The 23,139-nt window shown below is 44.7% G+C and carries 22 protein-coding genes; 11 read left to right on the forward strand and 11 right to left on the reverse strand.

Features of this window, described 5'->3' with window-relative positions; all coding sequences use genetic code 11:
• The first annotated feature begins 22 nt into the window (after positions 1 to 22).
• From VME0621_RS05530 to VME0621_RS05540, 3 genes are all read left to right on the forward strand, one after another.
• Entirely contained in the window at positions 23 to 1,765 is a 1,743-nt protein-coding gene (locus VME0621_RS05530) for a methyl-accepting chemotaxis protein (protein ID WP_006069747.1), read from the forward strand.
• Between the two features lie 432 nt (positions 1,766 to 2,197).
• Positions 2,198 to 3,034 (forward strand): AraC family transcriptional regulator, encoded by an 837-nt coding sequence (locus tag VME0621_RS05535; protein WP_062456449.1) that lies wholly within the window; start codon positions 2,198 to 2,200, stop codon positions 3,032 to 3,034.
• 97 nt (positions 3,035 to 3,131) lie between these two features.
• Complete coding sequence (locus VME0621_RS05540; RefSeq protein ID WP_062456453.1) at positions 3,132 to 4,472, forward strand: MATE family efflux transporter; 1,341 nt, start codon at positions 3,132 to 3,134, stop codon at positions 4,470 to 4,472.
• Between the two features lie 44 nt (positions 4,473 to 4,516).
• Here the strand turns inward: VME0621_RS05540 and VME0621_RS05545 are convergent, their stop codons facing one another.
• Entirely contained in the window at positions 4,517 to 5,431 is a 915-nt protein-coding gene (locus tag VME0621_RS05545) for a LysR family transcriptional regulator (protein ID WP_062456456.1), read from the reverse strand.
• A 106-nt stretch (positions 5,432 to 5,537) separates the two neighbouring features.
• Between VME0621_RS05545 and VME0621_RS05550 the strand changes: the two genes are divergently transcribed.
• Complete coding sequence (locus VME0621_RS05550) at positions 5,538 to 7,556, forward strand: alkyl/aryl-sulfatase (RefSeq protein ID WP_038227602.1); 2,019 nt, start codon at positions 5,538 to 5,540, stop codon at positions 7,554 to 7,556.
• Between the two features lie 55 nt (positions 7,557 to 7,611).
• On the opposite strand, the gene yegD is transcribed toward VME0621_RS05550, so the two are convergent.
• Positions 7,612 to 8,964: a molecular chaperone gene (gene yegD, locus VME0621_RS05555; RefSeq protein ID WP_062456459.1), complete on the reverse strand. Its 1,353-nt coding sequence runs from the start codon at positions 8,962 to 8,964 to the stop codon at positions 7,612 to 7,614.
• A 163-nt stretch (positions 8,965 to 9,127) separates the two neighbouring features.
• Between yegD and VME0621_RS05560 the strand changes: the two genes are divergently transcribed.
• Positions 9,128 to 9,586, forward strand: a complete 459-nt coding sequence (locus VME0621_RS05560; RefSeq protein ID WP_062456589.1) for a GNAT family N-acetyltransferase — start codon at positions 9,128 to 9,130, stop codon at positions 9,584 to 9,586.
• A gap of 16 nt (positions 9,587 to 9,602) precedes the next feature.
• On the opposite strand, the gene VME0621_RS05565 is transcribed toward VME0621_RS05560, so the two are convergent.
• From VME0621_RS05565 to VME0621_RS05595, 7 genes are all read right to left on the reverse strand, one after another.
• Positions 9,603 to 10,028: a hypothetical protein gene (locus VME0621_RS05565; RefSeq protein WP_062456461.1), complete on the reverse strand. Its 426-nt coding sequence runs from the start codon at positions 10,026 to 10,028 to the stop codon at positions 9,603 to 9,605.
• 136 nt (positions 10,029 to 10,164) lie between these two features.
• Positions 10,165 to 11,043 carry an L-ribulose-5-phosphate 3-epimerase gene (locus VME0621_RS05570; protein ID WP_062456464.1) on the reverse strand — a complete coding sequence of 293 codons (879 nt, stop codon included), beginning with the start codon at positions 11,041 to 11,043 and terminating at the stop codon, positions 10,165 to 10,167.
• 9 nt (positions 11,044 to 11,052) lie between these two features.
• On the reverse strand, positions 11,053 to 11,700 hold the full coding sequence (locus tag VME0621_RS05575; protein WP_006069737.1) for a 3-keto-L-gulonate-6-phosphate decarboxylase UlaD: 648 nt from the start codon (positions 11,698 to 11,700) through the stop codon (positions 11,053 to 11,055).
• 5 nt (positions 11,701 to 11,705) lie between these two features.
• Entirely contained in the window at positions 11,706 to 12,527 is an 822-nt protein-coding gene (locus tag VME0621_RS05580; protein WP_006069736.1) for a Cof-type HAD-IIB family hydrolase, read from the reverse strand.
• 4 nt (positions 12,528 to 12,531) lie between these two features.
• Positions 12,532 to 13,224: an L-ribulose-5-phosphate 4-epimerase gene (locus tag VME0621_RS05585; RefSeq protein ID WP_006069735.1), complete on the reverse strand. Its 693-nt coding sequence runs from the start codon at positions 13,222 to 13,224 to the stop codon at positions 12,532 to 12,534.
• A gap of 10 nt (positions 13,225 to 13,234) precedes the next feature.
• Entirely contained in the window at positions 13,235 to 13,714 is a 480-nt protein-coding gene (locus VME0621_RS05590; RefSeq protein ID WP_062456467.1) for a PTS sugar transporter subunit IIA, read from the reverse strand.
• Between the two features lie 56 nt (positions 13,715 to 13,770).
• Complete coding sequence (locus tag VME0621_RS05595; RefSeq protein WP_006069733.1) at positions 13,771 to 15,531, reverse strand: PTS ascorbate-specific subunit IIBC; 1,761 nt, start codon at positions 15,529 to 15,531, stop codon at positions 13,771 to 13,773.
• A gap of 365 nt (positions 15,532 to 15,896) precedes the next feature.
• Here VME0621_RS05595 and ulaR point away from each other — a divergent pair, with 365 nt between their 5' ends.
• The 4 genes from ulaR to VME0621_RS05615 all read left to right on the forward strand — a co-directional run bounded on the left by ulaR (position 15,897) and on the right by VME0621_RS05615 (position 18,937).
• Positions 15,897 to 16,652 carry an HTH-type transcriptional regulator UlaR gene (gene ulaR / locus VME0621_RS05600; protein ID WP_006069732.1) on the forward strand — a complete coding sequence of 252 codons (756 nt, stop codon included), beginning with the start codon at positions 15,897 to 15,899 and terminating at the stop codon, positions 16,650 to 16,652.
• Between the two features lie 112 nt (positions 16,653 to 16,764).
• Complete coding sequence (gene ulaG, locus VME0621_RS05605) at positions 16,765 to 17,832, forward strand: L-ascorbate 6-phosphate lactonase (protein ID WP_006069731.1); 1,068 nt, start codon at positions 16,765 to 16,767, stop codon at positions 17,830 to 17,832.
• 57 nt (positions 17,833 to 17,889) lie between these two features.
• Positions 17,890 to 18,135, forward strand: a complete 246-nt coding sequence (locus VME0621_RS05610; RefSeq protein ID WP_062456470.1) for a hypothetical protein — start codon at positions 17,890 to 17,892, stop codon at positions 18,133 to 18,135.
• Positions 18,125 to 18,937, forward strand: a complete 813-nt coding sequence (locus VME0621_RS05615) for a Cof-type HAD-IIB family hydrolase (RefSeq protein ID WP_062456474.1) — start codon at positions 18,125 to 18,127, stop codon at positions 18,935 to 18,937. The genes VME0621_RS05610 and VME0621_RS05615 overlap by 11 nt, the downstream gene beginning before the upstream one ends.
• Positions 18,938 to 18,978: 41 nt before the next feature.
• Here the strand turns inward: VME0621_RS05615 and VME0621_RS05620 are convergent, their stop codons facing one another.
• Complete coding sequence (locus VME0621_RS05620; protein WP_062456477.1) at positions 18,979 to 19,779, reverse strand: acyl-CoA thioesterase; 801 nt, start codon at positions 19,777 to 19,779, stop codon at positions 18,979 to 18,981.
• A 204-nt stretch (positions 19,780 to 19,983) separates the two neighbouring features.
• On the opposite strand from VME0621_RS05620, the gene VME0621_RS05625 reads away from it, so the two are divergent.
• Both VME0621_RS05625 and VME0621_RS05630 read left to right on the forward strand, forming a co-directional pair.
• Positions 19,984 to 20,511, forward strand: coding sequence for a TetR/AcrR family transcriptional regulator (locus tag VME0621_RS05625; RefSeq protein ID WP_038227609.1), 528 nt, complete (start codon positions 19,984 to 19,986; stop codon positions 20,509 to 20,511).
• Positions 20,512 to 20,526: 15 nt separating this feature from the next.
• Entirely contained in the window at positions 20,527 to 21,573 is a 1,047-nt protein-coding gene (locus tag VME0621_RS05630; RefSeq protein WP_062456480.1) for an alcohol dehydrogenase family protein, read from the forward strand.
• An 85-nt stretch (positions 21,574 to 21,658) separates the two neighbouring features.
• Here VME0621_RS05630 and lpdA read toward each other — a convergent pair whose 3' ends face one another.
• Entirely contained in the window at positions 21,659 to 23,068 is a 1,410-nt protein-coding gene (gene lpdA, locus VME0621_RS05635; protein ID WP_062456482.1) for a dihydrolipoyl dehydrogenase, read from the reverse strand.
• Positions 23,069 to 23,139 lie beyond the last annotated feature (71 nt).

Here is a 23,139-nt window from a genome sequence, read left to right on the forward strand (position 1 = left end):
TCGGTAAATGGACCTACTAATAATGAAGAACCTCTCGTTCAAACTAAAACTCTATTCAATAGTCATAGCAATTATATTTACTACCATTGGCACCAGCTATTTTGCTGCTAATAGCTTTGTGGAATCCTATATTGAGCGCAGTGGTTCTTCTACAACACAAGAAAAGCTTACCCTCTTGAACCAAAGTGTTACCGACAAACTTAACTACAGTTTTCAACAAGCCAAGTCCCTTAATGTCAGCTTTATCGACGTAAAAGATATCGTCGAAAAAACCGAGTTTGATAACATCACTAAAATGTCTTCTGGTTTCGTTTTCGACAAATCCGGCATTGTGGAAGATGAGAATATTGTTGCGGCATTAGAGGCAGAATTAGCCAAAGCCAACGGACAGATCGTTGCAAACGAAATCGTCAAACAGGATGATAAGCTCCTACTGAATATAGTGGTACCCAATGCTCAAAGTAATGAAGTGACATTCTACCAACTCGATCTCAGCTTTATTACTCAACCGCTCGCAGAAACCAGCGGCAACGGTGACTACCTGACACTCAAAGATGGTGCTGGCAATGTCCTATTCTCCAATACTACTCCGGGTCAACATATCGAGTTTGACTCAACGATTCCTGTATTAAACGATACTTGGACATTGACCGCTTACTTAGATAGTGCTGTTACAGAGGCTAATGCCGCCACAATCAGTACGCAAATAACCCAAGCACTGCTCGTAGCTGCTGTTATCATTATTCCGTTGAGTATGATGATAATCGCCTTCTTACTAAAACCTATCACACTGCTTCAGAACGTGGTGAGAAACCTCGCAACAGGTAAAGGCGACCTTACTCAAAGACTTACGGTCGACTCTAACGATGAGTTTGGTAAAATTTCCCAAGACATCAATACCTTTATCGCTCAATTGCAGACCTTAGTGGGCAATGTTATTCAGTCTTGTAATGAAACCAGTCGTTCAATCCTACATATCGAGCAACAAGCTAAAGAAAATCAGGCTCTGTTCCAATCACACCAGAATGAAATGGACCAGATTGTTACCTCTATTCATGAAATGAGTGCCTCTTCCGATACAGTGGCCAATGATGCGCAACTAGCATCAAATAATACTGAAACGGCTAACCAAGCCAGCTCTGACTCGAAGCTGATTGTCGAAGAAGCTATCTCAAGCTTGCAGGCTCTGGTCGCAGAAGTGGAAAACACCTCACAAGCTGTTGTAGCTATGAGTGCCGATACACAGAAGATTGGTGACACACTTGAAGTAATCGGTGATATCGCAGAGCAAACCAACCTACTTGCACTTAACGCTGCAATCGAAGCTGCACGCGCAGGTGAACAAGGACGCGGATTTGCCGTCGTCGCTGATGAAGTGAGAGCTCTGGCTTCTCGCACTCGACAAAGCACATCTGAAATCAATGAAATGCTATCTAAGCTTCATGCTGGCAACGAAGCCGTTGTCGCCAATATGGACTCCACCAAGCATCGTTGTAAGCTGTATGAAGAACAAACCAGCGGGGTGACTAACTCTCTCGACTCCATGATGACCTTTACTGATGAGATCAATGGTCTCGTTGCTCAAATTGCATCATCAGCGAAGGAGCAAAGTACTGTATCGGAAGAGATCAATAAGAACATGGTGACGATTCAAGATATGGTACGCACATTGGTCCAAAATGGAGAGCTGGCAACACAAAATGCCAATGACTTAAAAGGCAGAAACCAAGAGCTTCTCACTACCGTTGAACAGTTCAAAGTGTAGCTCCGGCTCCATATATCGTTGCAAGCTCACTTCGGTGAGCTTTTTTAATGCTAGGACAAGTTTACGACAAGAAAAAAGCCAATCGCGAAAACAAGGCGATTGGCTATATAACGTGTGAACAAGAGGTGTTCACTAACAACGTCAGTTGGCTAGGTGACCCTTAAATCAGAGGGTCGAATCATTCTAGATTCATAAACGAGACAAATTCAAGCAACAATTGCCATTTATATCAGCAATTTATGTACTATTGGATTTACATCACAGCTCAACTTATCGCCAGCCCAAGTTAATTACCACTTTATAGTTAAAACCATATTGCTCTCATCACAACCTGAGGTAGGCCAATTCCTACTCGTGATCGGATTGTCACCTCGAATCACTTATCCATAAGTGTCATACTAGACACATCTTTCCTTGCCGCCTATGTGAATCATGAAAGACAAAATTAACTTGGTAACATTACCCAAAGGTCATCCTTGTCAGGTCGTCGATTGCCGTATGGAGTCAGAAGAAGTCTTCTTGGAACCACATCGTCACGACTATTTTGAAGTCATTTGGTGTTTGGATGACTCCGGCTCTCAACGTATCGATTTTGTCGATTATCAGAGTGTAAAAGGACGGTTTTTCACAATCGCCCCAGGGCAAGTTCATGAGTCAAACTCACTAGGTAGTAACGTCAAAATGCTCATTTTCTCAACCGATTTTTTCGAAAATCGCTACCGCCATCAATTAATGTTTGACGCAATATTTTCTGCTCACCAGAATCAGCACCCTTATATCGATACTCAGGGCAGAGGAGCAACGCAACTTGATGCCGTTTTCGATTTGCTGCTGGAAGAGTATCAACGTGAAGACACTGATTGGGATTTGATCGAATCCTTGCTTACCTGTTTTTTGCGCTATCTTGTTCGCTTTTCGGTGGACAAAACCGAAGCAATTACTGTGCGGGATGAACGAATTTCACAGGTGATAACACTTATCGAAACCCACTATCAGAGCGAACGAAACGTGGCGTTTTATGCCGATAAGCTTTCCATTACCAGTAAGCGCCTTAATGAGCTAAGTAAAGCACACCTAGGTAAAACCATTACCAAGTTGCTTCATGATAGAGTACTTCTGGAAGCGAACCGTGAACTTATCTTTTCGACGAAAACCGTTAAAGCCATAGCACTGCAACTTGGATTTGAAGACCCCGCTTATTTTGGCAGATTTTACCGTACGAACATGGGTGAATCTCCGGCTGAATTTCGAAGAAGAACATCCAAATAGTGCCAGATTAAAGGCAGATAATCCCTTTTTAATGTCAAATTTCGTAACGATAATACCATTATCTCTGTTCATCAATTTATAGGTATTGTCGTTTCCAATGAGCATAAACCTCAAGTCCGATCCAATCCAGAAATCGTTCATTCAGTATCTTCTACCAGCGCTATCAGGCATGGTCATTAAGTCCATTTTCATTATGGGTGACGCTTGGTTTGTGGGGAAAGGTGTCGGCGCAGAAGGTCTTGGTGCTATCTCTTTGACGATTCCTGCCTTTTCCTTGTTCACTGCGATTGCAATGATGATAGGTATCGGTGGTGCAGCGCTCATGTCGATTGAATTTGGAAAGGGCAATCTAAGTGTTGGCCAAACGCTGTTTAGTCAGGCGATGCTTGCCACAGCAATTATCTCGACCATTGCTGTATCAATCGCACTCTTTTGGCTAGACGATATTATCCGCTTGATGGGCGCTACTGGATACATGGCACAACTAGCGCATGACTATTTGGGTGTGATGCTCAAGTTCTTTGTTCTTTATGCTCTTGCTTGGGTTATGTCTTGCTTTATACGTAATGATACCAACCCAAAACTCGCTATGTACGCCATGTCAGCAGGCGCAGTCACCAACTTGGTCTTGGACTACTTCTTTGTGCTTCAGTTTGGCTGGGGAATGAAGGGAGCGGCATACGCGACTGCGATTTCTCAGGCGGTCATAGCACTGATTCTTCTCAGCCACTTTTGGCAAGCTAAAGGTCAGCTGAAGCTGACCATACAAGGGCTTGGTCTGGATAAGGTAGGACAGATCCTAAAGATAGGCACCCCCACTTTCTTTATTGAGATCACCTCTGCACTGACGATACTCTTATTCAACTACGTACTGCTTAGCCAATTTGGAGAGAGCTACATCATCGCTTATGGCTTAACCGCAAATGTGGGTGTATTTGCGTTATTTGTTATCGTTGGCATTAATCAAGCGTGTCAGCCTATTATCAGTTTTAACCATGGTGCTAACTTGCCGGAACGAGTGAAAGCTACGCTCAAACTTGGGCTTGTTACGTCAATTGGCAGTGGCTTACTATTTCTCGCTGTGATCGGATTGTTCTCAGAGACAGTCGCACGTTTCTACCTTGGCGATAATATCGAGCTCGTTGAACTATCCGCGACTGCGCTACTGTTTTTCTTTTATGCGACACCGTTAATGGGATTAAACCTTGTCGTCGCCAACCTGTTTCAGGCCATTGCAAAACCCAATCAAGCAACCATAATCTCTCTTGCTCGTGGGTTTGTATTTGTTGCACTAGGCGTCATTATCCTGCCAAGCTTGTTCCCTATTAATGGCATTTGGGCGAGTATTCTATTTGCAGAGGCCATGACAGCTATCATCAGTTTGGGACTGTTACTAACTTTTATAAAGTCACAGAAAATGGCGGCGATTCGTACTTAAATTTTGTACTTAAATAAAGTGGGAGTCGCCATTTTTGTCGACTCTCAGTGACCGAGGTTTAGCTCAGACAGGTAGGAAAGCAGCTTTTCCCGAAGCCATATATTGGCTTTGCTGCTCTGCTCTCGACTATGAGCGACCAACTTAAAGTCGACAGGGATAGGGCGAAACGGTGCTTCGATAATCTGAATATCAAAACGCTCCGCAAACAAAGTAGCCACGCTACGGCTCATCATTCCAATACTCTCACTACTTGCCACTAATGCCATCAACACCAAAAGAGAATCGCTTTCTGCAGCTACCTTTCTCCCTCTAATATTCTCCTCAGTAAAATAGTCCGCTAAGAAGGCGTTTTCTCGTCTGAGCTTAAGAGTGATGTGCTTCTCCTGATAGTACTGATCAACCGTGATATTGCCGCTGATTCGTGGATGTGATTTGCTGGCGATCAAACAGATTTGGTCAGTAAAGAACGGCTGTGAAAAACACAGCGAAGGTGTACGTTTGGCAAAGTCTATCGCTAGGTCTGCTTGACGTAAATTGAGCTTATCGAGCAGCTCCTCTTCGGTCGCTAAAGTAGGATGGAGCACGATCTCACGCTCTCCCAAGGTTTCATCCGCTTCAATTTTCGGTAATAGCATCAGCATCACTGGTTCTGACGTGTAAACGGCAAAACGCCTTTTGCCTTGCACACTGAAATCTTTAACACCATCAATGGTGCTCTCTATGGTTTCCAGAGCTGGCTCAATATGGCGAGCTAATTCGTGAGCTAAATGCGTCGGCGCAATGCCTCGACCATCACGAACAAAAAGCTGCTCACCGAGTTGAGCTTGAAGTCGCTTTAAAGCCCCACTGACACCAGGTTGAGTCAAGTTAAGTACCTCTGCCGCCACGGTTATCGACTGATAACGATATACGGTCACGAACACGCGCATCAGGTTAAGATCAAAATCAGAGGTATTCATAAACATCACCATTAGTTATGTATTAACTAAATTAAATTGCATATTTAGTTATGAGTCAAGCCGCTATATTGACCTTAATTCCTGTTCTAACCGTGTGAGGTCAATTATGTACCGCAAACTTGTGCCATCTACTATCACCATTGCGATTCTTGCATCATTCAACGCTAGTGCTGATTACGTTGGCCTAGAAGACTATCAAGGCAAACCTGCGACTAGTCATACTATTGAAGCTAACCAAGCGTTAGCCGCCACTCTTCCTTGGGAAGATACTTCTGCTTTTGAACGCACGCAAAAGGGGCTGATTGCTGAATTTGGTAATCATGCTGCAGGTGAGCTGAAAAATCGCTTCGAATTTATGGCTGAAATGTCAGTCGAAGACATCCCACCGACGGTAAATCCATCGATCTGGCGCCAAGGTATGTTGAACTACGCTGCTGGTGGACTGTACGAAGTGACCGATGGCATTTACCAAATTCGTGGTGCCGACCTGTCTAATATGACCATCTATCGCACTGACAACGGCTACGTTATTCATGACCCATTGCTATCACGCGAAGCCGCTGAAGCGTCTTGGGACTTTGCCAAGCAACACCTTCCAAAGATCAATGGCGAGCACAAAATCACCGGCATGATCTATTCGCACATGCACGCTGACCACTTTGGTGGCTCAAGAGGCATTGTTGAATCTGGAGATTTTGCTGACAATGCAAAGATTTATGCGCCAAAAGACTTTATCAAAGAGCTAGCAGATGAAAATGTCATCGCCGGCACAGCAATGGGACGCCGAGCAAATTACCAATACGGTACGACACTGGTGAACGATGCGAAAGGGATCGTTGATAACGCGTTAGGTCTTGGCACATCACGCGGTGAAGTGACCTTAGTAGCTCCAACAACAGAAATCCAAGAACGCGAAAAAGTTATTACCATTGACGGCCTAGAATTCCACGCCATCAATATGCCGGGCGCGGAAGCACCAGCTGAAATCGTCTTATATGTTCCTCAGTATCGCTCACTTAATACCGCAGAGCTAACCTATGACGGTATGCACAATATCTACACCTTCCGCGGTGCAAAAGTACGTGATTCCTTGGTTTGGACTAAGTATTTAACCGAACTGAAGCTACGCTATGTTGATTCTGGCTTAGTCGATAACATTCACGCCGCGCACTCAGCTCCGGTTTGGAACGATCCAAACACGGAAGGTAACGAAATTTCCGACTATATGGCGTTGCAACGCGACAACTATGGTTTCATCCACAATCAAGCAATGCGTCTTGCTAACCACGGGGTCACCATCCATGATGTGGGCAGAGAAATTGAACGCCTAGTACCAGAATCACAAAAGCAAACCTGGCACACTAATGGATATCATGGCTCTTATAGCCACAACGCGCGAGCTGTTGTGAACTTATATCTTGGCTATCACGATATGAACCCAGTCAATACTAACCCGCTGCAGACTCAAGATAAATCGTGTGTCTATGTTGAGGCAGCTGGCGCCGATGTTCTATACAAGGCCGGGATAGACTACTTCAACAAAGGTCAATATCAAGAGGCTTCTCAGCTACTCAACGACTTGGTACAGTGCGATCCAAACAATATCGACTATCGATTTGCTTTGGCTGACAGCTTTGAGCAGCAAGGCTACCAATCAGAAACCATGGCATGGCGTAATTCCTACTTACAAGGTGCAGTGGAGTTAAGAACTGGCGAGATATCACCTTCAATCAAGCTGGCATCAGCTGACGTAATTGCTAATACTCCTACAGGCATGTTCCTTGATTTTATTGCAGTTAAACTCAACGCAGAAAAAGCAGAACAAGCTGAATTGGACTTTAGTTTCGGTTTATATCACCCAGATGTGGCAGAGCGTTACTACGGTGAAGTGTCTAATGCCAACATGAGTAACATCGAAGTGGACACTCTACCGAAAACCGATGTGGAGCTCATCGTACACAAAGCGGATTTAACACGAATCGCATTGGGCCAAACGACCTTAGAAGCTTTGTTGAAGTCGGGGCAAGCAGGAATCAAAGGAGATGGCGAGTTAATCGGCAAACTAGCCGACACCTTGGACGAATTTGACGGAATGTTTGAAATACTTCCGATGCCAACCAAATAGATGAATAAGCCCAGAGCTAAGCTCTGGGCTTATTTTATTCAATCTAAAACACACACTATTTAAAACACACGTCCGCCCAACGCGCTAACCCTGCCGTTACCGAACCAAAGTAGTTGCCAGATACTACAGGGATGTTAGGTAGCACTTCTTGAACCGCATTGCGTAATACTGAAGAGCGTGCTGATCCGCCAGTCATATAAATGACATCAGGTGAGGTCGCAGATTGATCTACTGCTTCTTTGACTAATGCCTGGATTTTTCTGGTTGGGTTATCAATGGCTTCTGCCATTTGAGCATGGCTGATATCAATGCCAACTTGTTCAGAGAACAAATCAATCATAGCGCGATATTCTGCTGAAGATTCTAGTGCGATTTTTGCCTTCTCAGCTTCGCGAATAACGGCATAACCTAACGTGTCTTTGTGCAGTGTGACCAGTCTCGATACTTTGTCTTGTTCAATGGCTTCTTTAGCAAGAAGTTTTAGCTCTTTTAGATTGTCATGAGCGTAGAATTTACGTTGAGCTTGAACATCATTAATCGCTATAGGGTTCCAAAATTGCGTCACAGGGATGTCTAATCCTGAGTGGCGCTTAGTCCCCATTCCGAATGCATGCATAAAGCGGCGAAATGCAATGTAAATGTCCAGGTCGTTTCCGCCTACAAGTTGACCAGTGTGAGCTATGAGTGAAGAGTCTCTATCTGCTTTGCCCACCCAACTTGGTCCCATTTGAATAAATGAGCAGTCCGTCGTACCACCACCGATATCGACCACCAGCACATTTTTATCTTCAGTTAACGATGACTCGTACTCAAGCCCTGCCGCTACAGGTTCAAACTGAAACTCGACATCTTTGAAGCCCGCACGCGTTGCCGCTCGCGATAAAATACCTTCCGCCTGACGGTTAGAGGCATCACCGCCACGACCTAAAAAGTTAACAGGTCGACCAATAACCGTTTGGCTGATGCTTTGTCCCAAGTGCAATTCCGCCTGACGTTTTACATTGCTCATCATGGCGCACACCAAATCTTCAAAAAATGATAGCTGCATATCTCGAAGCCCCATCGCGCCCAAGAAAGATTTCGGCGACTTAATGTAATAGACGTCTTTAGGGTCTTCGAGGTACAGATCCAGCGCTGCTTCACCAAACAGTACATCCGTAGGAATCACTTCAATCCCTTCTTCTCGATTGAGCTTTACCGCACGTCGAAGCACGGCTTCACCTACTTCGTTGGAAGGTCGAATATCCAAGCAACGAAACAAGTACTCAGACACAGTTTCAGCCGTCGGAGCACAAAGCGTTGAGGGGATATAACAGTTATCACCTACCAGTGGGATCTGCTCGATGGCGTTATTCACAAGATGAGCGATAGAACAGTTCGCGGTTCCGTAGTCAAAACCAATGGCCATGGGTTACCTCAACATAAGAAAAAGGGCGGCAAAGAATAGCAGCCTGACAATGAAGTTCAAGGGGCAGAACCTTAAACCCTACACATGTAGACAGGTCAAAAGAAATTTTGCGCTACACTGTAGACATCATTTTTACAGTGTAAAGCAGAATAAAGGTTGTGTGATGCATGAACCGCCGTTCACTTTAGAGCGCTTCGAACCTAAATACGCTAAGCAAATCGTGACGCTTTGGCGCCGTGCTTTCGTGCAGGCGTTAGGCATAGAGCCTATTCATTCTGTTGAATCTCAATTGTATTTTCTAACCAATATTTTGCCGCACAGTCATGATATTTGGGTGGTACTCACTCTAGAATCAAAACAACCCGTGGCGTTTATGGCCATGGATCGGAACGAAATCAATCAACTGTATGTTGCACCTGAGTTTCAGAGAAAGGGGATTGGACGGTTGTTAGTCGAAGAAGCACAAGCTCGTAGCGGAGGGGAATTATCACTGAGAACATTTCAGATCAATCACAACGCGATCGAGTTTTATCGTCGACTTGGATTTACCGAACATGAAGGTAATAGCGATAACGAAGAAGGGCTAGAAGATATAGTATTTTGTTGGGTGCAGGAGCAATAATTCACAACGTTCGTTACTATGCTTTGACTTGAACAAACTTACTGTAAGTACTGACCTTACCGTTTATATATTCTACACCGTCGTGAATGTTCTGCTCAGAACTACCCACAATTTGATATTCAACGATGAACTCACCGCTGATCACTTTAATAAACAGTAACCCATCGATGACTTTCCACAAACCCGATAACGACCGGCCGCCAAACATATCACGCTCAACTAAACTACCATTAGGACGTAGCTCAATAAGCGAACTAAAGCCATCTTGGTTAACCTTGACCCATGATTGTTGATGTACTTCAAAGCTTAGGATTTTCCTACGTTTTTTCATCCACAGTTTGAAATCTCGCTGCTGTTGCTCAGTCAAAACTGGAAGATCTTCCATTTCTAGCAACGTATTCTGTGTTTGATGCCAAAATAATTGGAGATGCAGAAGTTTCATAGCAGGCTTAGTGTCGAAAATGGAGGGCTAACTCTGAGGTAATCAACGAGGGATGTCAATAGATGAAAAAAGACGCAGCTTGGAGGGAAATCGCTGCGTCTTACTTCAGGAGCTCATATTAACCAATGTTTCCCAACTAGCTAAACAGCAGAGGTACCTCCACGCTCTGACAAACTTGGTTTAATCGTTGCTTGGCTATCTCAATATTTTCGCGCCAGTTATCATCTTGCGCCCACATTTCAATCACCATTGGTACGACACAATCGGTACGTTTAAGTGTCCCGAAAATTGCCTCAAAATCCACTTCACCATCACCAATCACCAAATCCCTAAATTGACCTTGGTAATCGTTGGTAACTTTATAAGTGTCTTTAAGGTGAATTTGCACAATGTGCGGCATACTCAAGGCCAGTTCCGTCGATACGTCATAATTCCAACCTGAGATGTTACCCACGTCAGGATAGGCCGTAAAAAATGGCGAGTTTACTTCACGATTAAGCACTTCAAATTTGCTTAATGAGTTGAGGTAACGGGTATCCATTATCTCGACCGCTAGCATCACACCAGCTCGCTCTGCCATTTTTGCAGCTTGCTTCATCCCTTGGATAAAGTTCTGATGCGTCTCTTGGTTAGCAGGCTCATAATAAACATCATAGCCCGCGAGCTGGATGGTTCGGATACCCAATTTAAACGCTAACGTAATCGCTTTTTCCATATGTAGGTGTGCTTGTTGACGTACTTGTGGATCCAAAGAACCATAAGGGTACTTGCGGTGAGCACTAAGACACATTGATTGCAAAGGGATCTCGTAGCGTTCGCATAACCTTTTCAGATCGTAAATGGTCTCGTCATCCCAATCTAAGCGGCTTCTTCTTTCATCCGATTCATCGACGGAGATTTCTAAGAAATCGAAACCGAGCAGCTTGGTTTGTTGCAGTTTTTCTTCCCACGACAGTTCATTAGGCAACGCCTTTTCATACAGTCCCATCCGCGGTCTATCTAGCATCTGAAACATAGTGGCTCCTTAGTTCCAGAAACGGTCAATTTGCGCACGCAGTGCTTCTGCGGTCGCTTTTCCGTTCTCGCCCGCGAGTGCACGACCTGCGATAAACGTTTTTGCCTTAATGCCTTCAAATAAGTACAAATCTTCTGGCACGATACCACCTGTAATGGATAGCTCGATGCCTAAGTCCGACAATTGACGCATTTTAACTAAGTCTTCTTCAGTCCAACCCACACCAGCAAGTTCTGCATCGCGAGAACGATGATAGATGGCTTGCTTGATACCTAGATCCACCCAAGCTTGTGCATCTTCCATGGTCCAGTTGCCGTAAATTTCAATTTGAATTTCACCGTTAAACTCATCAGCAACTTTCTTACATGCGCCTATGGTTGCAATATGAGCGGCAGCTGACACCGTGATCCAGTCTGCACCAGCTTCAAATGCCATTTTAGAAAGAATTGCACCACCATCAGTAGTTTTCATGTCGCAAACAAGTACATGCTCAGGGTGGTTCGCTCTTAGTGTTTTTACTGCATTCATTCCTTCTGCAAACGCGAGAATGGTGCCTACTTCAATTACATCCACAAAGCTCTCTACATTGTTTGCTACTTCAATCGCTGCAGATAGATTGGTTTGATCTAGAGCGATTTGAATCATTGGTTTAGTCATCTTACTTATCCTTTAATTTTTTCACGTATTAAACGGGCAAGGCCGTCTTCGTTGTTATTCGTTTTGCAGGTGATTTTGGCGCTTTGTTTTACCATCTCATCGGCATTTTTCATGGCGATGCCAAGCCCGGCATACTCAAGCATGGAAATGTCATTGTGGTTGTCACCAGCAGCAATGACATGATGTGCTTCGTAGCCAAGTCCTTTGACATAATCAGCCAATCGTTTACCTTTGCTATTCCCTTGAGCGGCAAAATCAATACGATTGGACCAAGAGCGCTCACCATTAAAATTGCGCTTTATCCAAGAGTGTTCTGAGAGACGCTGAACCGAACTCGGAGCGCCCTCCACCACAAATTTCCACACATAATCAGTCTGTTGTGCCAATTGGCTGAACGAATCTATCTTGCGTATTTGTGGCTGATGCTGCTTCGGAAATTGCATTGCCCAAGACTCCAGCGCTTGCATATAAGCAATAGGATTGGCTCGGCTGTACGTCATCTCATGCGTTACGTACATCACCATTTTCATTTGAAATTCAGTGGCTAGTTCAATGAACTTCAACGCATTGTCTTTATCGATAGCGTTATGCTCTACTACCTCATCTCGTTGGTAGTCATACACATAGGTACCGTTGCAACATATGATTGGCGTCGTCAGCTCTAGCTCATCGTAGAATGGCTTTGCTGCGGTATGATGTCGGCCAGTAACAATGACGACATGACATTGCGTTCGAGCCATGTGGATAGCAGATTTCACCTCCGGGTGGATCGTGTGGTCATCCGTTAATACCGTGCCATCTAAATCAAGAGCTAGTACTTTATACATAGGCTTACCTCTGGCCGTAATAGGCGTTCTCACCATGCTTACGCAAGTAATGCTTGTCTGACAGTTCTGGTTGAATCTTGATACCGCTATTGAGAGAACGTGTCGCTAATGCCATCGCCGAGATTTCTTCAAGCACGACAGCGTTGTGAACCGCATCGTGACCATCTTTGCCCCAAGAAAATGGCGCGTGTCCAGCTACAATCACACTTGGAATCGACATCGGTTTGATATTGCGTTGGTTAAATTCCTCCACTATCACCAAACCAGTATTGCGCTCGTACTCCCCTGCGATCTCCGCTTTAGTTAGCTTACGCGTACAAGGAATGTCGCCGTAAAAATAGTCTGCATGGGTCGTACCCAGTGACGGGATATCAATGCCCGCTTGAGCCCAAATAGTAGCGCTGCGTGAGTGGGTATGAACGATGCCACCAATTTCCGGAAACGCTTTATAGAGTTCAACATGCGTATCGGTATCACTGGATGGATTGAGCGACCCTTCCACTCGGTTGCCATCAAGATCAATCACTACGATGTCATCTACCTTCATGTCATCGTATTCAACGCCAGATGGTTTAATCGCAATGACGCCACGTTCGCGGTCAATTTCGGAGACATTGCCCCAAGTAAACGTCACCAGTCCATATTTTGGTAATGCGAGATTGGCAGCGAGAACTCGTTGTTTTAGTGCTTGATACATAACGCCTCCGTTAAGCCATCTCAGCGGCTAAGGCTTCATCGATAACGCGGTAGATGTCTTCTTTTGATTGGCAGCGGCGCAATTTATCTAGGTCAACGCCCGTTTCACTGTCTTCATCATCGAGTACCTGAGTAACTTCCATTAAGCCTTCCATATGCTCATCAGACGAACTACCCGCTAAAGTAATCAACACATCGACAGGCTCATCTTCACCTTCGAAATAGACTGGCGTGTTCAGAGTCACTAGCGCAAACGCGGTTTTAATCACACCGTCTTCTGGTCTCGCATGAGGAAGTGCAAGATTCGGAGCGATACAGATGTAAGGACCTAATTTTTCTACACTACTGATGATGGCCTCATGGTAAGAGGGCTTGATAGCGCCAGAGGTAATAAGCATGTCGGTACCAATGGTAATCGCTTCACGCCAATCACCCGCATGAGCGTGCAATTTGATAGAGTTGTTTTCGATTAGGGATTGCTTCAGAGCCATGATTTATCTCCTTCATCGGGCCAGCCATTACGCTGGCCCTTTTTGGTGTGTCGTTATTATTTTTGTGTTGCGAAGTTGGTGTTTATGATGTCGAGTAGCTCATCACCAAATGAATTTGGGTTAAGCATGTTTTGTACACCCAGCACAAACTTGCCATCGCCTGGATCCATCTCAGCAGAAAGGTGCTTAGATGACACGATGATGTCGGTAGATGCGAGTTTCGATTTGTAGTCAGACACGGCACATGAATCCATCACGTGGGGTATGCCTTTCTTCTCAAGATACTTGCCAATCTTCATCTTCATCATCATTGATGAACCTTGACCGTTACCGCACACAGCAAGGATGCTTACTGGACGTACACCGTCGCTGGCTTCTACTGCTTTAGCTACAGCTTCAATCACTTCCGGTTCTTCTGTAACCGTTACCGTACCTTGAGCATCTTCTTCTGCACGCAACGCACGTGATGCGTAGAACATGTACACACCGGATAGCGCGACAAGAACGAAGAAGAACAAGTTAGATGCTGATAGACCTTGCATGATTGGTGGGAAAATTAACGCCCAGTCCGCCATACCCATCCAGCCGCTGAACTCAGTGCCTTGTTGGGTGAATAAGTGGATAGCCCAAGCCGAACCCACAACTTCGATGATGCCCATAACGAAACAGATCTTCATTACCGCTTTCCAGCCACCGAAGTGGTTAGCAAACACACCGATCGTTGCGTTAGAGAAGAACATTGGAATGAATCCAGGAATGATCATGATTGGCGCATCAAACGCTAACATCGCAAGAACCGCGACGAATTGACCAATCGCACCCCACATGAAACCAAATACCATTGCGTTTGGAGAGAATGCGTAGATAGCCGCACAGTCAATTGCCAATACCGCGTTTGGAATTACTCGCTCAGAAATACCTTTAAAAGCTTCTGACAGCTCAGCGACAAACATACGAACACCGGCAACAATAACCTGAATCGCTACCGCAAACTTAAGACCAGTCTCAAGGATGTAGATTGTCCAGTGCGTGCTTCCAGCCATGGTTTGTAGGTTATCGAGGCCAAATGAAAGAAGGATAATACCGAAGAAAACCGTCATCACGATCGCTGTTGCCGCGATGCTATCGTGGAATATGTGCAACCATTTAGGCAGTTCTAATTGGTCAACGCTATCATTTTTGTCACCCAGTTTTGGTGCCACTTTGGTAGCAATCCAAGAAGCAACCTGTTGTTGGTGACCAATTGAGAACCCAGCGCCACCGGTGACGGCTTCTGTTGGCTTAAACATGATATTGGCGGAGATACCCCAATACAGCGCCATCAGAATTGCTGAATAGATGATCGTTTCCCACATACTAGCGCCAAGCACGAAGTAGAATACTGCGATCAAACCCGCTTGTTGGAACATGATATGTCCAGTAAGCATGATGGTGCGAATACCGGTATAACGGCGGAAAAGAACTAGTAGAATGTTGATGCCGAGTGCTAAAAGAACGGCATAGCCTACCCATGAGTAGTTATCACCCATCGTCTCCATAGTAGCCATCATTGATGTGTATGGGTCAATGACCGAACCGGTGAGTCCGTGGAACTCAGAGAGTTTTTCAATTACGGGTTTGAAACCTGCGACTAAGGTTCCCGCCCCGACTTGTACCAGCATAAAGCCGACAATAGTTTTGATTGTACCTTTGATGATGGTGGTGCCGTCACGTCTAAGTAGCCAGTAACCAATACAAGTTACCAGACCCAGTAGCAGCGGCGCTTTGGTCATTACTTGACTGTAAAATATGTAGAAGATGTCGTATAGAAACTCCATATTCTTGCCCCTTGGTAATGTTTTATATTTATGTGTAGGTCAGAGATTGTCCGTGTCGTTCACTGATGTTCTGTTCAGTAGTTGCTCACAACACAAACATTACCAATCATAAGTAATCATTCAATGCTCATTTATGATTATTTTGATTTTTATCAATTTTCGCGTTCTATAAACTGTATTTTTGCCAACACGATCACACACAAAAACAACAAGTCATTTAATATCAATAACTTAACTATTTTTAGTGATTTACTTAGCACTTTTAGGACGAGAGAATTTGACAGTCAGCCCTGAGCAAAATAGAATCATTACAAATCAAAAATAATCACCAAGTAATCACTTGATGACAAATTAAGGTGATAACCATGAATGAATTACAAAGACATGATGGAATCTTGTCTCTACTTGATGAAAAACGAGTCATCAATGTGGCTCACATCATCGAGAACTTCGATGTTTCGCCTGCAACGGCCAGACGGGATATCGCAAAACTAGATGAGCTAGGTAAATTAAAAAAAGTAAGAAATGGTGCAGAACGTATTGAGATTAAGCGTAAGGCTTGGAGCCCGCTCAATATTGATACCACCGATCATTACCACGAAAAATCACGCATTGCAGTGAAAGCCGCCTCTTTGTGTCAACCAGGCGATAGCGTTGTGATTAACTGTGGTTCAACAGCTTTCTTATTAGGACAAGAGCTATGCCAGCAAGATGTGCAAATAGTGACGAACTATTTTCCACTCGCCAGCTATTTAATTAATGAGGATCATGAAGATGTCATCATTATTGGCGGGCAATACAACAAAGCACAGAACATATTTCTTAATCCGTCACCAAACTCTTTAGGCGGATACGCCGGCCACTGGATGTTTACCAGTGGTAAAGGGCTCACTGAAAACGGTTTGTACAAAGCGGATATGTTAACCGCAGTATCTGAGCAGCAAATGGTAGAACAGATCGACAAACTCGTTGTTGTGGTAGATAGCTCGAAAATAGGTAATCGCACTGGCATGCTTTTCTGCCCAGCAGACAAAATAGATATCTTGATTACTGGCAAAGATGCCAACCCTGAAGTTATAGAAGCAATAAGAAGTAACGGCACCGAAGTGCTTCTCGTGTAAATAATTAACTAACCAAGTCCAGAAAAAATAACCAAGTACCTCTTTGCAAAAAGAGGTGCTAGGCACCCTACATCCAAAATTTGACCAATTTATTGAAATAAAAGGTATTGTTATGAGCAACGTAAATGAAATTACTCGTGAATCATGGATTTTAAGCACTTTCCCTGAGTGGGGTACTTGGCTAAATGAAGAGATTGAAAATACTGTCGTAGAGCCAAACACATTTTCAATGTGGTGGTTAGGCTGCACGGGTATTTGGCTTAAGAGTGAGGGCAATACTAACGTTACTATCGATTTCTGGTGTGGTACTGGTAAAAAAACACAAAAGAACCAGTTCATGAAAAACCAACACCAAATGATGCGTATGGGTGGTGTTGAAGCACTCCAACCAAACTTACGTACAGCAATTTTCCCACTTGATCCCTTTGCGATCAAAGACATCGACGCAGTTATGGCCTCTCACGATCACGCCGATCATATCGATGTTAACGTGGCGGCGGCAGTACTACAGAACTGTGGCGATCATGTAAAATTCATTGGTCCACAAGCGTGTGTTGACCTATGGATGGGCTGGGGTGTTCCAGAAGATCGTTGTATCGTGGCAAAAGTAGGTGACGTTCTTGAAGTGGGCGATATGAAGATTCGCGTTTTAGACTCATTTGACCGAACGGCTCTAGTAACTCTGCCAGAAGGTACTTCTTCGTATGATAAAGAGATCCTAGATGGTATGGATAAACGCGCTGTAAACTACTTGATTGAGACTACAGGCGGTAGCGTATACCACTCAGGTGACTCACACTATTCAAACTACTACGCAGCACACGGTAACGAGTACCAAATAGACGTAGCCCTATTGTCTTATGGTGAAAACCCTCGCGGTGTCACTGATAAAATGACGTCATCTGACATCCTTCGCGCGGCTGAATCTTTAGACTGTGAGGTAGTTATGCCGTTCCATCACGATATTTGGGCTAACTTCCAAAACGATCCTAAAGAAATCGAAGTACTTTGGAATATGAAGAAAGACCGTCTGCAGTACAGTTTTGCACCTTTCTTCTGGCAAGTCGGTGGTAAATACACCTATCCAACAGATAAAGGTCGCATGCACTACCAGCATTTCCGCGGCTTCAAAGACATCTTCAAAAATGAGCCGGAGCTTCCATATAAAGCATTCTTATAAGGCGAACCGGGGGCGATATTCGCCCCCTTTTTTTTATCTGAAGAAAGGAACATCTGAATGCTGCTAAAGGAATTCAAACATCATTTTGCAAGAGGTGATATTGAAGGGGCAATAGCCCTTAAACCTCGCACGGCAAGGGGCTACTATCTGCTGATTATGAGCTCAAAATGGGGAGTGAACAGCTTCTTAGAAACAGGACGCGATCTCACCCCTCGCGTGTTCATGACAATGAGCGCGCTAATCAATGCCGCAACAGCGATTGGTTTGCAACCTAATCAAGTTGAGGTACAACATGAAGTATAAGCTCATCGCCATTGATCTAGATGGAACGCTACTCAATTCACAAGGGGAAATTGATACCCAAACCCAGCAAATAATTCGCTCCATAGCTGCAACAACAAACATCATCTTAACGACAGGTCGCCACCACACCACCGTCGCCTATTATCACCAACTGCTGCAATTGCACACTCCGGCCATCTGTTGTAATGGCTCTTATGTCTACCAGTTCGAACACCAACAAATTACTTTTGCTGAGCCTATAGACAAACAGCGAGTGGCGCACTTTGTTTCTCAGTCTGAGTCTCTCGATCTGATTGCTTATGCTGACGACAAAATCTTGCTTTGTTACCAACATCCCGCTAATTACATCTCAAAATTGGAGTCATGGGGCACCACGCTCGAGCCAAACATCCAGCCCAAAATAGAGCGTGTTACTGATTTCGCGAGCGCGCTGAGCGATTGCAAGCATATCTGGACGTTCGTAACAGAAGGTAGTCCAAATGATATTGATGCCTTTATCTCTGACCCGCTGATTTATGAAAATTTCAGCTACGAACAGTCCTGGTTTAACCGCATTGGCTTTAACAAAAAAGGCAATAGTAAAGGCGCCATGCTTTCACGCTTAGCCACTTCGTTAGGCATTGAGCTTGAAGATGTTGTGGCAATCGGCGATAACGACAACGATGTATCCATGTTGCAGTGTGCAGGACTTGGCATTGCGGTAAATAATGCGACAAAGAAACTGAAAAACTGTGCGAATGTGGTAACGAAAGCCTCAAATGACCAAAACGCTATCGTTGAAGCCATAAAGATAATTTCTTAGCACTAGGAGAGCGTGTCTCTCCTAGCTATAGCTTTTTGTTATCAATCGAAGATTGCGATGCTCTGACGACTGACTGCCACCAACTGACCTCTATTGTTCCATATATTAGCCTGAGCATGCGCGTATCCTTGAGCCGCCTGACGAGTATGGGATTGGTAAGCAAACCAATCTTCTGGTTCAACAGGTTGGTGAGGATGGATAAATTCCAAGTTCCACATCATACTGCTCGCAGGTGCCGGCGTTGACATCATTTGCAGTACACCTGGAGGCCATGCGTCGACCAAACAAATAAGATGTGCATCTGTAATCTGTTTTGGAGCTTGCTTGAATCGCATCCAACCCCAAGTATGTGAGTCTTTACTTGCAGTAAATGGTAGATGACCTCTAGCCAAAGCAAGGTCTATATGCGAGGTATAATTAGGGGCACCTTGAGCCACATCAGGAAATCTAGGTAGCTCATCCGGCAGTGGCATGATGTGGTTATCGTTGTTGTTAACACTAATATTCGAGTCGCGATCTGCCCCAAAACATCCTTGCTGAAAAACAGCAACCTGACCATTTTGAATCAATCGAGCACTCATCTGAGACACGCTTTTCCCTTCACGCAACACTTCGACTTCAAATGTGAAAGGCACATCTACAAGCAGCGGACCAACAAAATTGGTGTTCAATGAACGCAATACACGTTCACCATTAACTTTGGATTGCATAACGGTATACAACAGAGATGCAGATAAGCCACCAAACACCGTTCTGCCTTGACCCCACGAAGATGGAATGGCCATATGCTCTCCAGTTTGAGCACATTGCTTAGCTTTTTCTAATAATTCATCGAAATGCATGCCGACCACCTCATGTTAACAGCTTGTTAGTTAAACGATAACTGGTCGGATAAGATAAATCAACACGAGCCTTATTTTTCTATAACCAAAGTCATATTTGTTATAAAAATAAACATTATTTGTTAAGCATGATAATAATTGACAGATGTAGAACAATTATTCTACTATATAGGTAGAACAAACATTCTAGCTATAGGTTTTATGATGTCCCAACAACAAATAGCCGAGAACCTAGAACGTGCTTTTGCGCAAAAAGGGTTTGCAGAACCGAGTGTTGCTGAGCTAAAAGCACTTTCTGGTGTCAGTATGCGAACGCTTTATAAATATTTCCCTTCTAAAGAAAGTATGGTCGTGGGAGCGCTGGATTATCGTCATCAACGTTACCTATCGTTACTAGAAAGCTGCCACAGTGCCCCTGGCTTAGCTGCCACCTTATCGGCGTTTGATACGCTTAGTCACTGGATGAGGCAGAACGCACCAAAAGGATGTCTTTCTGCAAATGCTCTAGCGGCATTTCCTGACAATGCAGAAATTCACTCCGCTGTTGAAACCTATAAACATGCGGTAATTCAACAATTGGCGCAGATAAGTGGTCGTGAAGATCTAAGTCAGGCGTTATATGTACTTCATGAAGGTATCACGGCCGCTTACCCTATCCTGGGAGAAGCTGCCGTGAGTGCCGCTAAAACGGCAGTCAGCGCTCTATTCACAGCGACAACATCAAACAACTAAAAAAGGAAACCACACATGAGTTCAATTATGACTGGCGTTCAGCTCATAGGGCACGGTGACTTCGAACAACTTGTCGTCAAATCAGACATCGTGGTTCCTAAACCAGCCGCTAATGAAGTTCTCATTAAAGTCAGCGCCGCAGGCGTAAACAACACAGATATCAACACTCGTATTGGCTGGTACTCCAAGGGCGATAACGATAGTGAAGACGCAGGCTGGTCTGGCAATGCTCTTTCTCTACCAAGAATTCAAGGTGCGGACGTTTGTGGTCATATTATCGCTGTAGGAGAGCATATTGACGATGCTCGAATTGGCGAACGCGTGCTCATTGATCCTTGCCTTCGGTACGCCGATGGAGAACGCCTTGATCATTTCTGGTACTTTGGCTCTGAGTGTGATGGTGGTTTTGCAGAATATACCGTAGTGGATTCTCGCCAGGCTTACAGTGTAAATTCAAGCTACAGCGACATTGAGCTCGCCTCTTTTCCGTGTTCTTACTCAACCGCAGAAAACATGCTCACCAGAGCATCAGTCACAGCTAATGATACTGTTTTAGTCACTGGCTCATCGGGCGGTGTGGGTTCTGCTGCAGTGCAGTTGGCGAAAGCACGTGGTGCTAAGGTGATTGCAGTAACTAGTGAATCGAAGGCATCAGCCTTACTTGATATCGGTGCCGATAAAACGGTATCACGTGGTGAAAGCTTGGTGGATACATTGGGTAGAAACAGCGTTAGTGTTGTCGTTGATCTCGTTGCAGGTCCTCAATGGCCAGAGTTACTTGAAGTGATGCAACCCAAAGGCCGCTATGCCGTCTCTGGTGCTATTGGTGGCGCGATGGTCGAACTCGACGTTCGAACACTGTATCTAAAAGATCTGTCTTTTTTCGGCTGTACTGGGCTCGAAGATGAGGTATTTCCAAACCTAATCAGCCGAATCGAACACTCACAAATAAAACCACTAGTGGGGAAAGTGTTTGCATTATCAGATATCAAACAGGCACAACGGGAATTTGTAGAGAAAAGCCATATAGGGAAAATTGTATTGCAAGTGACACAAGGATAATACTAAAAACAACCAACTATCCAATGATGCCCCCTTACTTTAACAAGTGGGCATCATCTCTTGGTAACAAGACGTTTGATATTGGTTATTTCTTGCGGGGAGGCAACATATCGGTCATAGAGCCTTCAACCAATTCCGCAGCAAAGGCAAAGGTTTCTGCTAGTGTAGGATGAGCATGAACAGTGTGAGCGATATCTTTAGCACGCCCCCCTAGCTCTAACATCGCAGCGGCTTCGTGAATGAGTTCCCCAGCATTTTCTCCACAAATCCCAGCACCTAAAAGCGTACCTGTTTCGGCACAGAAAAGCGCTTTGGTGACGCCATTCGTCGCCCCAACACTCTGAGCTCGACCACTGACCAACCAAGGCACTTTGCCTGTTTGGAATTCTATACCTTGCTGCTTAGCTTCCTTCTCTGTCACACCGACCCAAGCGATCTCCGGACTGGTGTATGCCACCGATGGAATGGCTACAGCATGAAAAGTTGAATCCATACCAGCGATAACCTCTGAGGCCACCTTGCCCTCATGTGTTGCCTTGTGAGCCAACATCGGTCCTTTGACGATGTCACCGATAGCAAAAATATTAGGGACGCTGGTTTGCATCTTGTCATTCACAGGAATAAGCCCCTGTTTATCAACCTCAATGCCTAGCAAATCCAACCCTAAGTTGGACGTGTTTGGCCTGCGCCCAACAGCCACTAATACGGCATCAAAACACTCGCTTTCTGGTGCTTTCTTACCGTCAAAAGATACCGTGATAGCATCAGTGTCCGCTTCAATGGCAGTCACCAACGTCTTAGTCAGCATTTGATAGCGCTTCTTAACCGACTTAACTAAAGGTTGAACAATGTCTTTATCTGCTGCAGGAATCACTTGCTCTTGTGCCTCGACAATAGTGATCTGCGATCCCAGTGCTGAATACACTTGTGCCATTTCTAGACCAATAATCCCGCCGCCAATGATCAATAGTTTGTTAGGAATCGTCGTCAGCGCTAGTGCGTCGGTAGAGTCCCAAATCCTCGGATCATTAGGTGCGATAGGAAGTGATACTGAATGTGACCCAGTTGCGATGATGGCATGCTTAAACAAGATTTGCGTTTCTGATTCACCAACCACTGACAGTGCATTGTGTGAGGTAAACTGACCAACACCTTGAACGCGTGTTATCTTGCGAGCTTTTGCTAGGTTAGCAATTCCTTTCGTCAGCTCTGATATCGTGTTTTCTTTGTGAGATCGTAAACCGTCAATGTCTATGCTTGGAGTACCAAATGCGATACCCATTTGCTTTCCATGCTGGGCATGTTCAATTAACGCCGCTGCATGCAATAAGGTTTTGGATGGTATGCATCCTACGTTTACACACACGCCGCCCAGCGTATCTTGCTTCTCAACAAGACATACAGACAGTCCAAGATCAGCCGCGCGAAAAGCTGCGGTATAACCTCCAGGTCCACCACCGAGTACAACTACATCTACGTTGATAGAATCCACCATCCCTATTCTCCTCATTTTTCAGAAACGTCACTACCGCAACACGATAAATTCCGTCCAGTATAGATCGTCTA

Origin of the sequence: Vibrio mediterranei (assembly GCF_900088415.1) — a bacterium.
Classification (GTDB): domain Bacteria; phylum Pseudomonadota; class Gammaproteobacteria; order Enterobacterales; family Vibrionaceae; genus Vibrio; species Vibrio mediterranei.

What these genes read in the sequence shown, in the direction of transcription:
- VME0621_RS05530 (WP_006069747.1), top strand. Translation starts at nt 23, where the DNA reads ATGAAGAACCTCTCGTTCAAACTAAAACTCTATTCAATAGTCATAGCA.
- VME0621_RS05535 (WP_062456449.1), top strand. Translation starts at nt 2,198, where the DNA reads ATGAAAGACAAAATTAACTTGGTAACATTACCCAAAGGTCATCCTTGT.
- VME0621_RS05540 (WP_062456453.1), top strand. Translation starts at nt 3,132, where the DNA reads ATGAGCATAAACCTCAAGTCCGATCCAATCCAGAAATCGTTCATTCAG.
- VME0621_RS05545 (WP_062456456.1), bottom strand. Translation starts at nt 5,431, where the DNA reads ATGAATACCTCTGATTTTGATCTTAACCTGATGCGCGTGTTCGTGACC.
- VME0621_RS05550 (WP_038227602.1), top strand. Translation starts at nt 5,538, where the DNA reads ATGTACCGCAAACTTGTGCCATCTACTATCACCATTGCGATTCTTGCA.
- yegD (WP_062456459.1), bottom strand. Translation starts at nt 8,964, where the DNA reads ATGGCCATTGGTTTTGACTACGGAACCGCGAACTGTTCTATCGCTCAT.
- VME0621_RS05560 (WP_062456589.1), top strand. Translation starts at nt 9,128, where the DNA reads ATGCATGAACCGCCGTTCACTTTAGAGCGCTTCGAACCTAAATACGCT.
- VME0621_RS05565 (WP_062456461.1), bottom strand. Translation starts at nt 10,028, where the DNA reads ATGAAACTTCTGCATCTCCAATTATTTTGGCATCAAACACAGAATACG.
- VME0621_RS05570 (WP_062456464.1), bottom strand. Translation starts at nt 11,043, where the DNA reads ATGTTTCAGATGCTAGATAGACCGCGGATGGGACTGTATGAAAAGGCG.
- VME0621_RS05575 (WP_006069737.1), bottom strand. Translation starts at nt 11,700, where the DNA reads ATGACTAAACCAATGATTCAAATCGCTCTAGATCAAACCAATCTATCT.
- VME0621_RS05580 (WP_006069736.1), bottom strand. Translation starts at nt 12,527, where the DNA reads ATGTATAAAGTACTAGCTCTTGATTTAGATGGCACGGTATTAACGGAT.
- VME0621_RS05585 (WP_006069735.1), bottom strand. Translation starts at nt 13,224, where the DNA reads ATGTATCAAGCACTAAAACAACGAGTTCTCGCTGCCAATCTCGCATTA.
- VME0621_RS05590 (WP_062456467.1), bottom strand. Translation starts at nt 13,714, where the DNA reads ATGGCTCTGAAGCAATCCCTAATCGAAAACAACTCTATCAAATTGCAC.
- VME0621_RS05595 (WP_006069733.1), bottom strand. Translation starts at nt 15,531, where the DNA reads ATGGAGTTTCTATACGACATCTTCTACATATTTTACAGTCAAGTAATG.
- ulaR (WP_006069732.1), top strand. Translation starts at nt 15,897, where the DNA reads ATGAATGAATTACAAAGACATGATGGAATCTTGTCTCTACTTGATGAA.
- ulaG (WP_006069731.1), top strand. Translation starts at nt 16,765, where the DNA reads ATGAGCAACGTAAATGAAATTACTCGTGAATCATGGATTTTAAGCACT.
- VME0621_RS05610 (WP_062456470.1), top strand. Translation starts at nt 17,890, where the DNA reads ATGCTGCTAAAGGAATTCAAACATCATTTTGCAAGAGGTGATATTGAA.
- VME0621_RS05615 (WP_062456474.1), top strand. Translation starts at nt 18,125, where the DNA reads ATGAAGTATAAGCTCATCGCCATTGATCTAGATGGAACGCTACTCAAT.
- VME0621_RS05620 (WP_062456477.1), bottom strand. Translation starts at nt 19,779, where the DNA reads ATGCATTTCGATGAATTATTAGAAAAAGCTAAGCAATGTGCTCAAACT.
- VME0621_RS05625 (WP_038227609.1), top strand. Translation starts at nt 19,984, where the DNA reads ATGTCCCAACAACAAATAGCCGAGAACCTAGAACGTGCTTTTGCGCAA.
- VME0621_RS05630 (WP_062456480.1), top strand. Translation starts at nt 20,527, where the DNA reads ATGAGTTCAATTATGACTGGCGTTCAGCTCATAGGGCACGGTGACTTC.
- lpdA (WP_062456482.1), bottom strand. Translation starts at nt 23,068, where the DNA reads ATGGTGGATTCTATCAACGTAGATGTAGTTGTACTCGGTGGTGGACCT.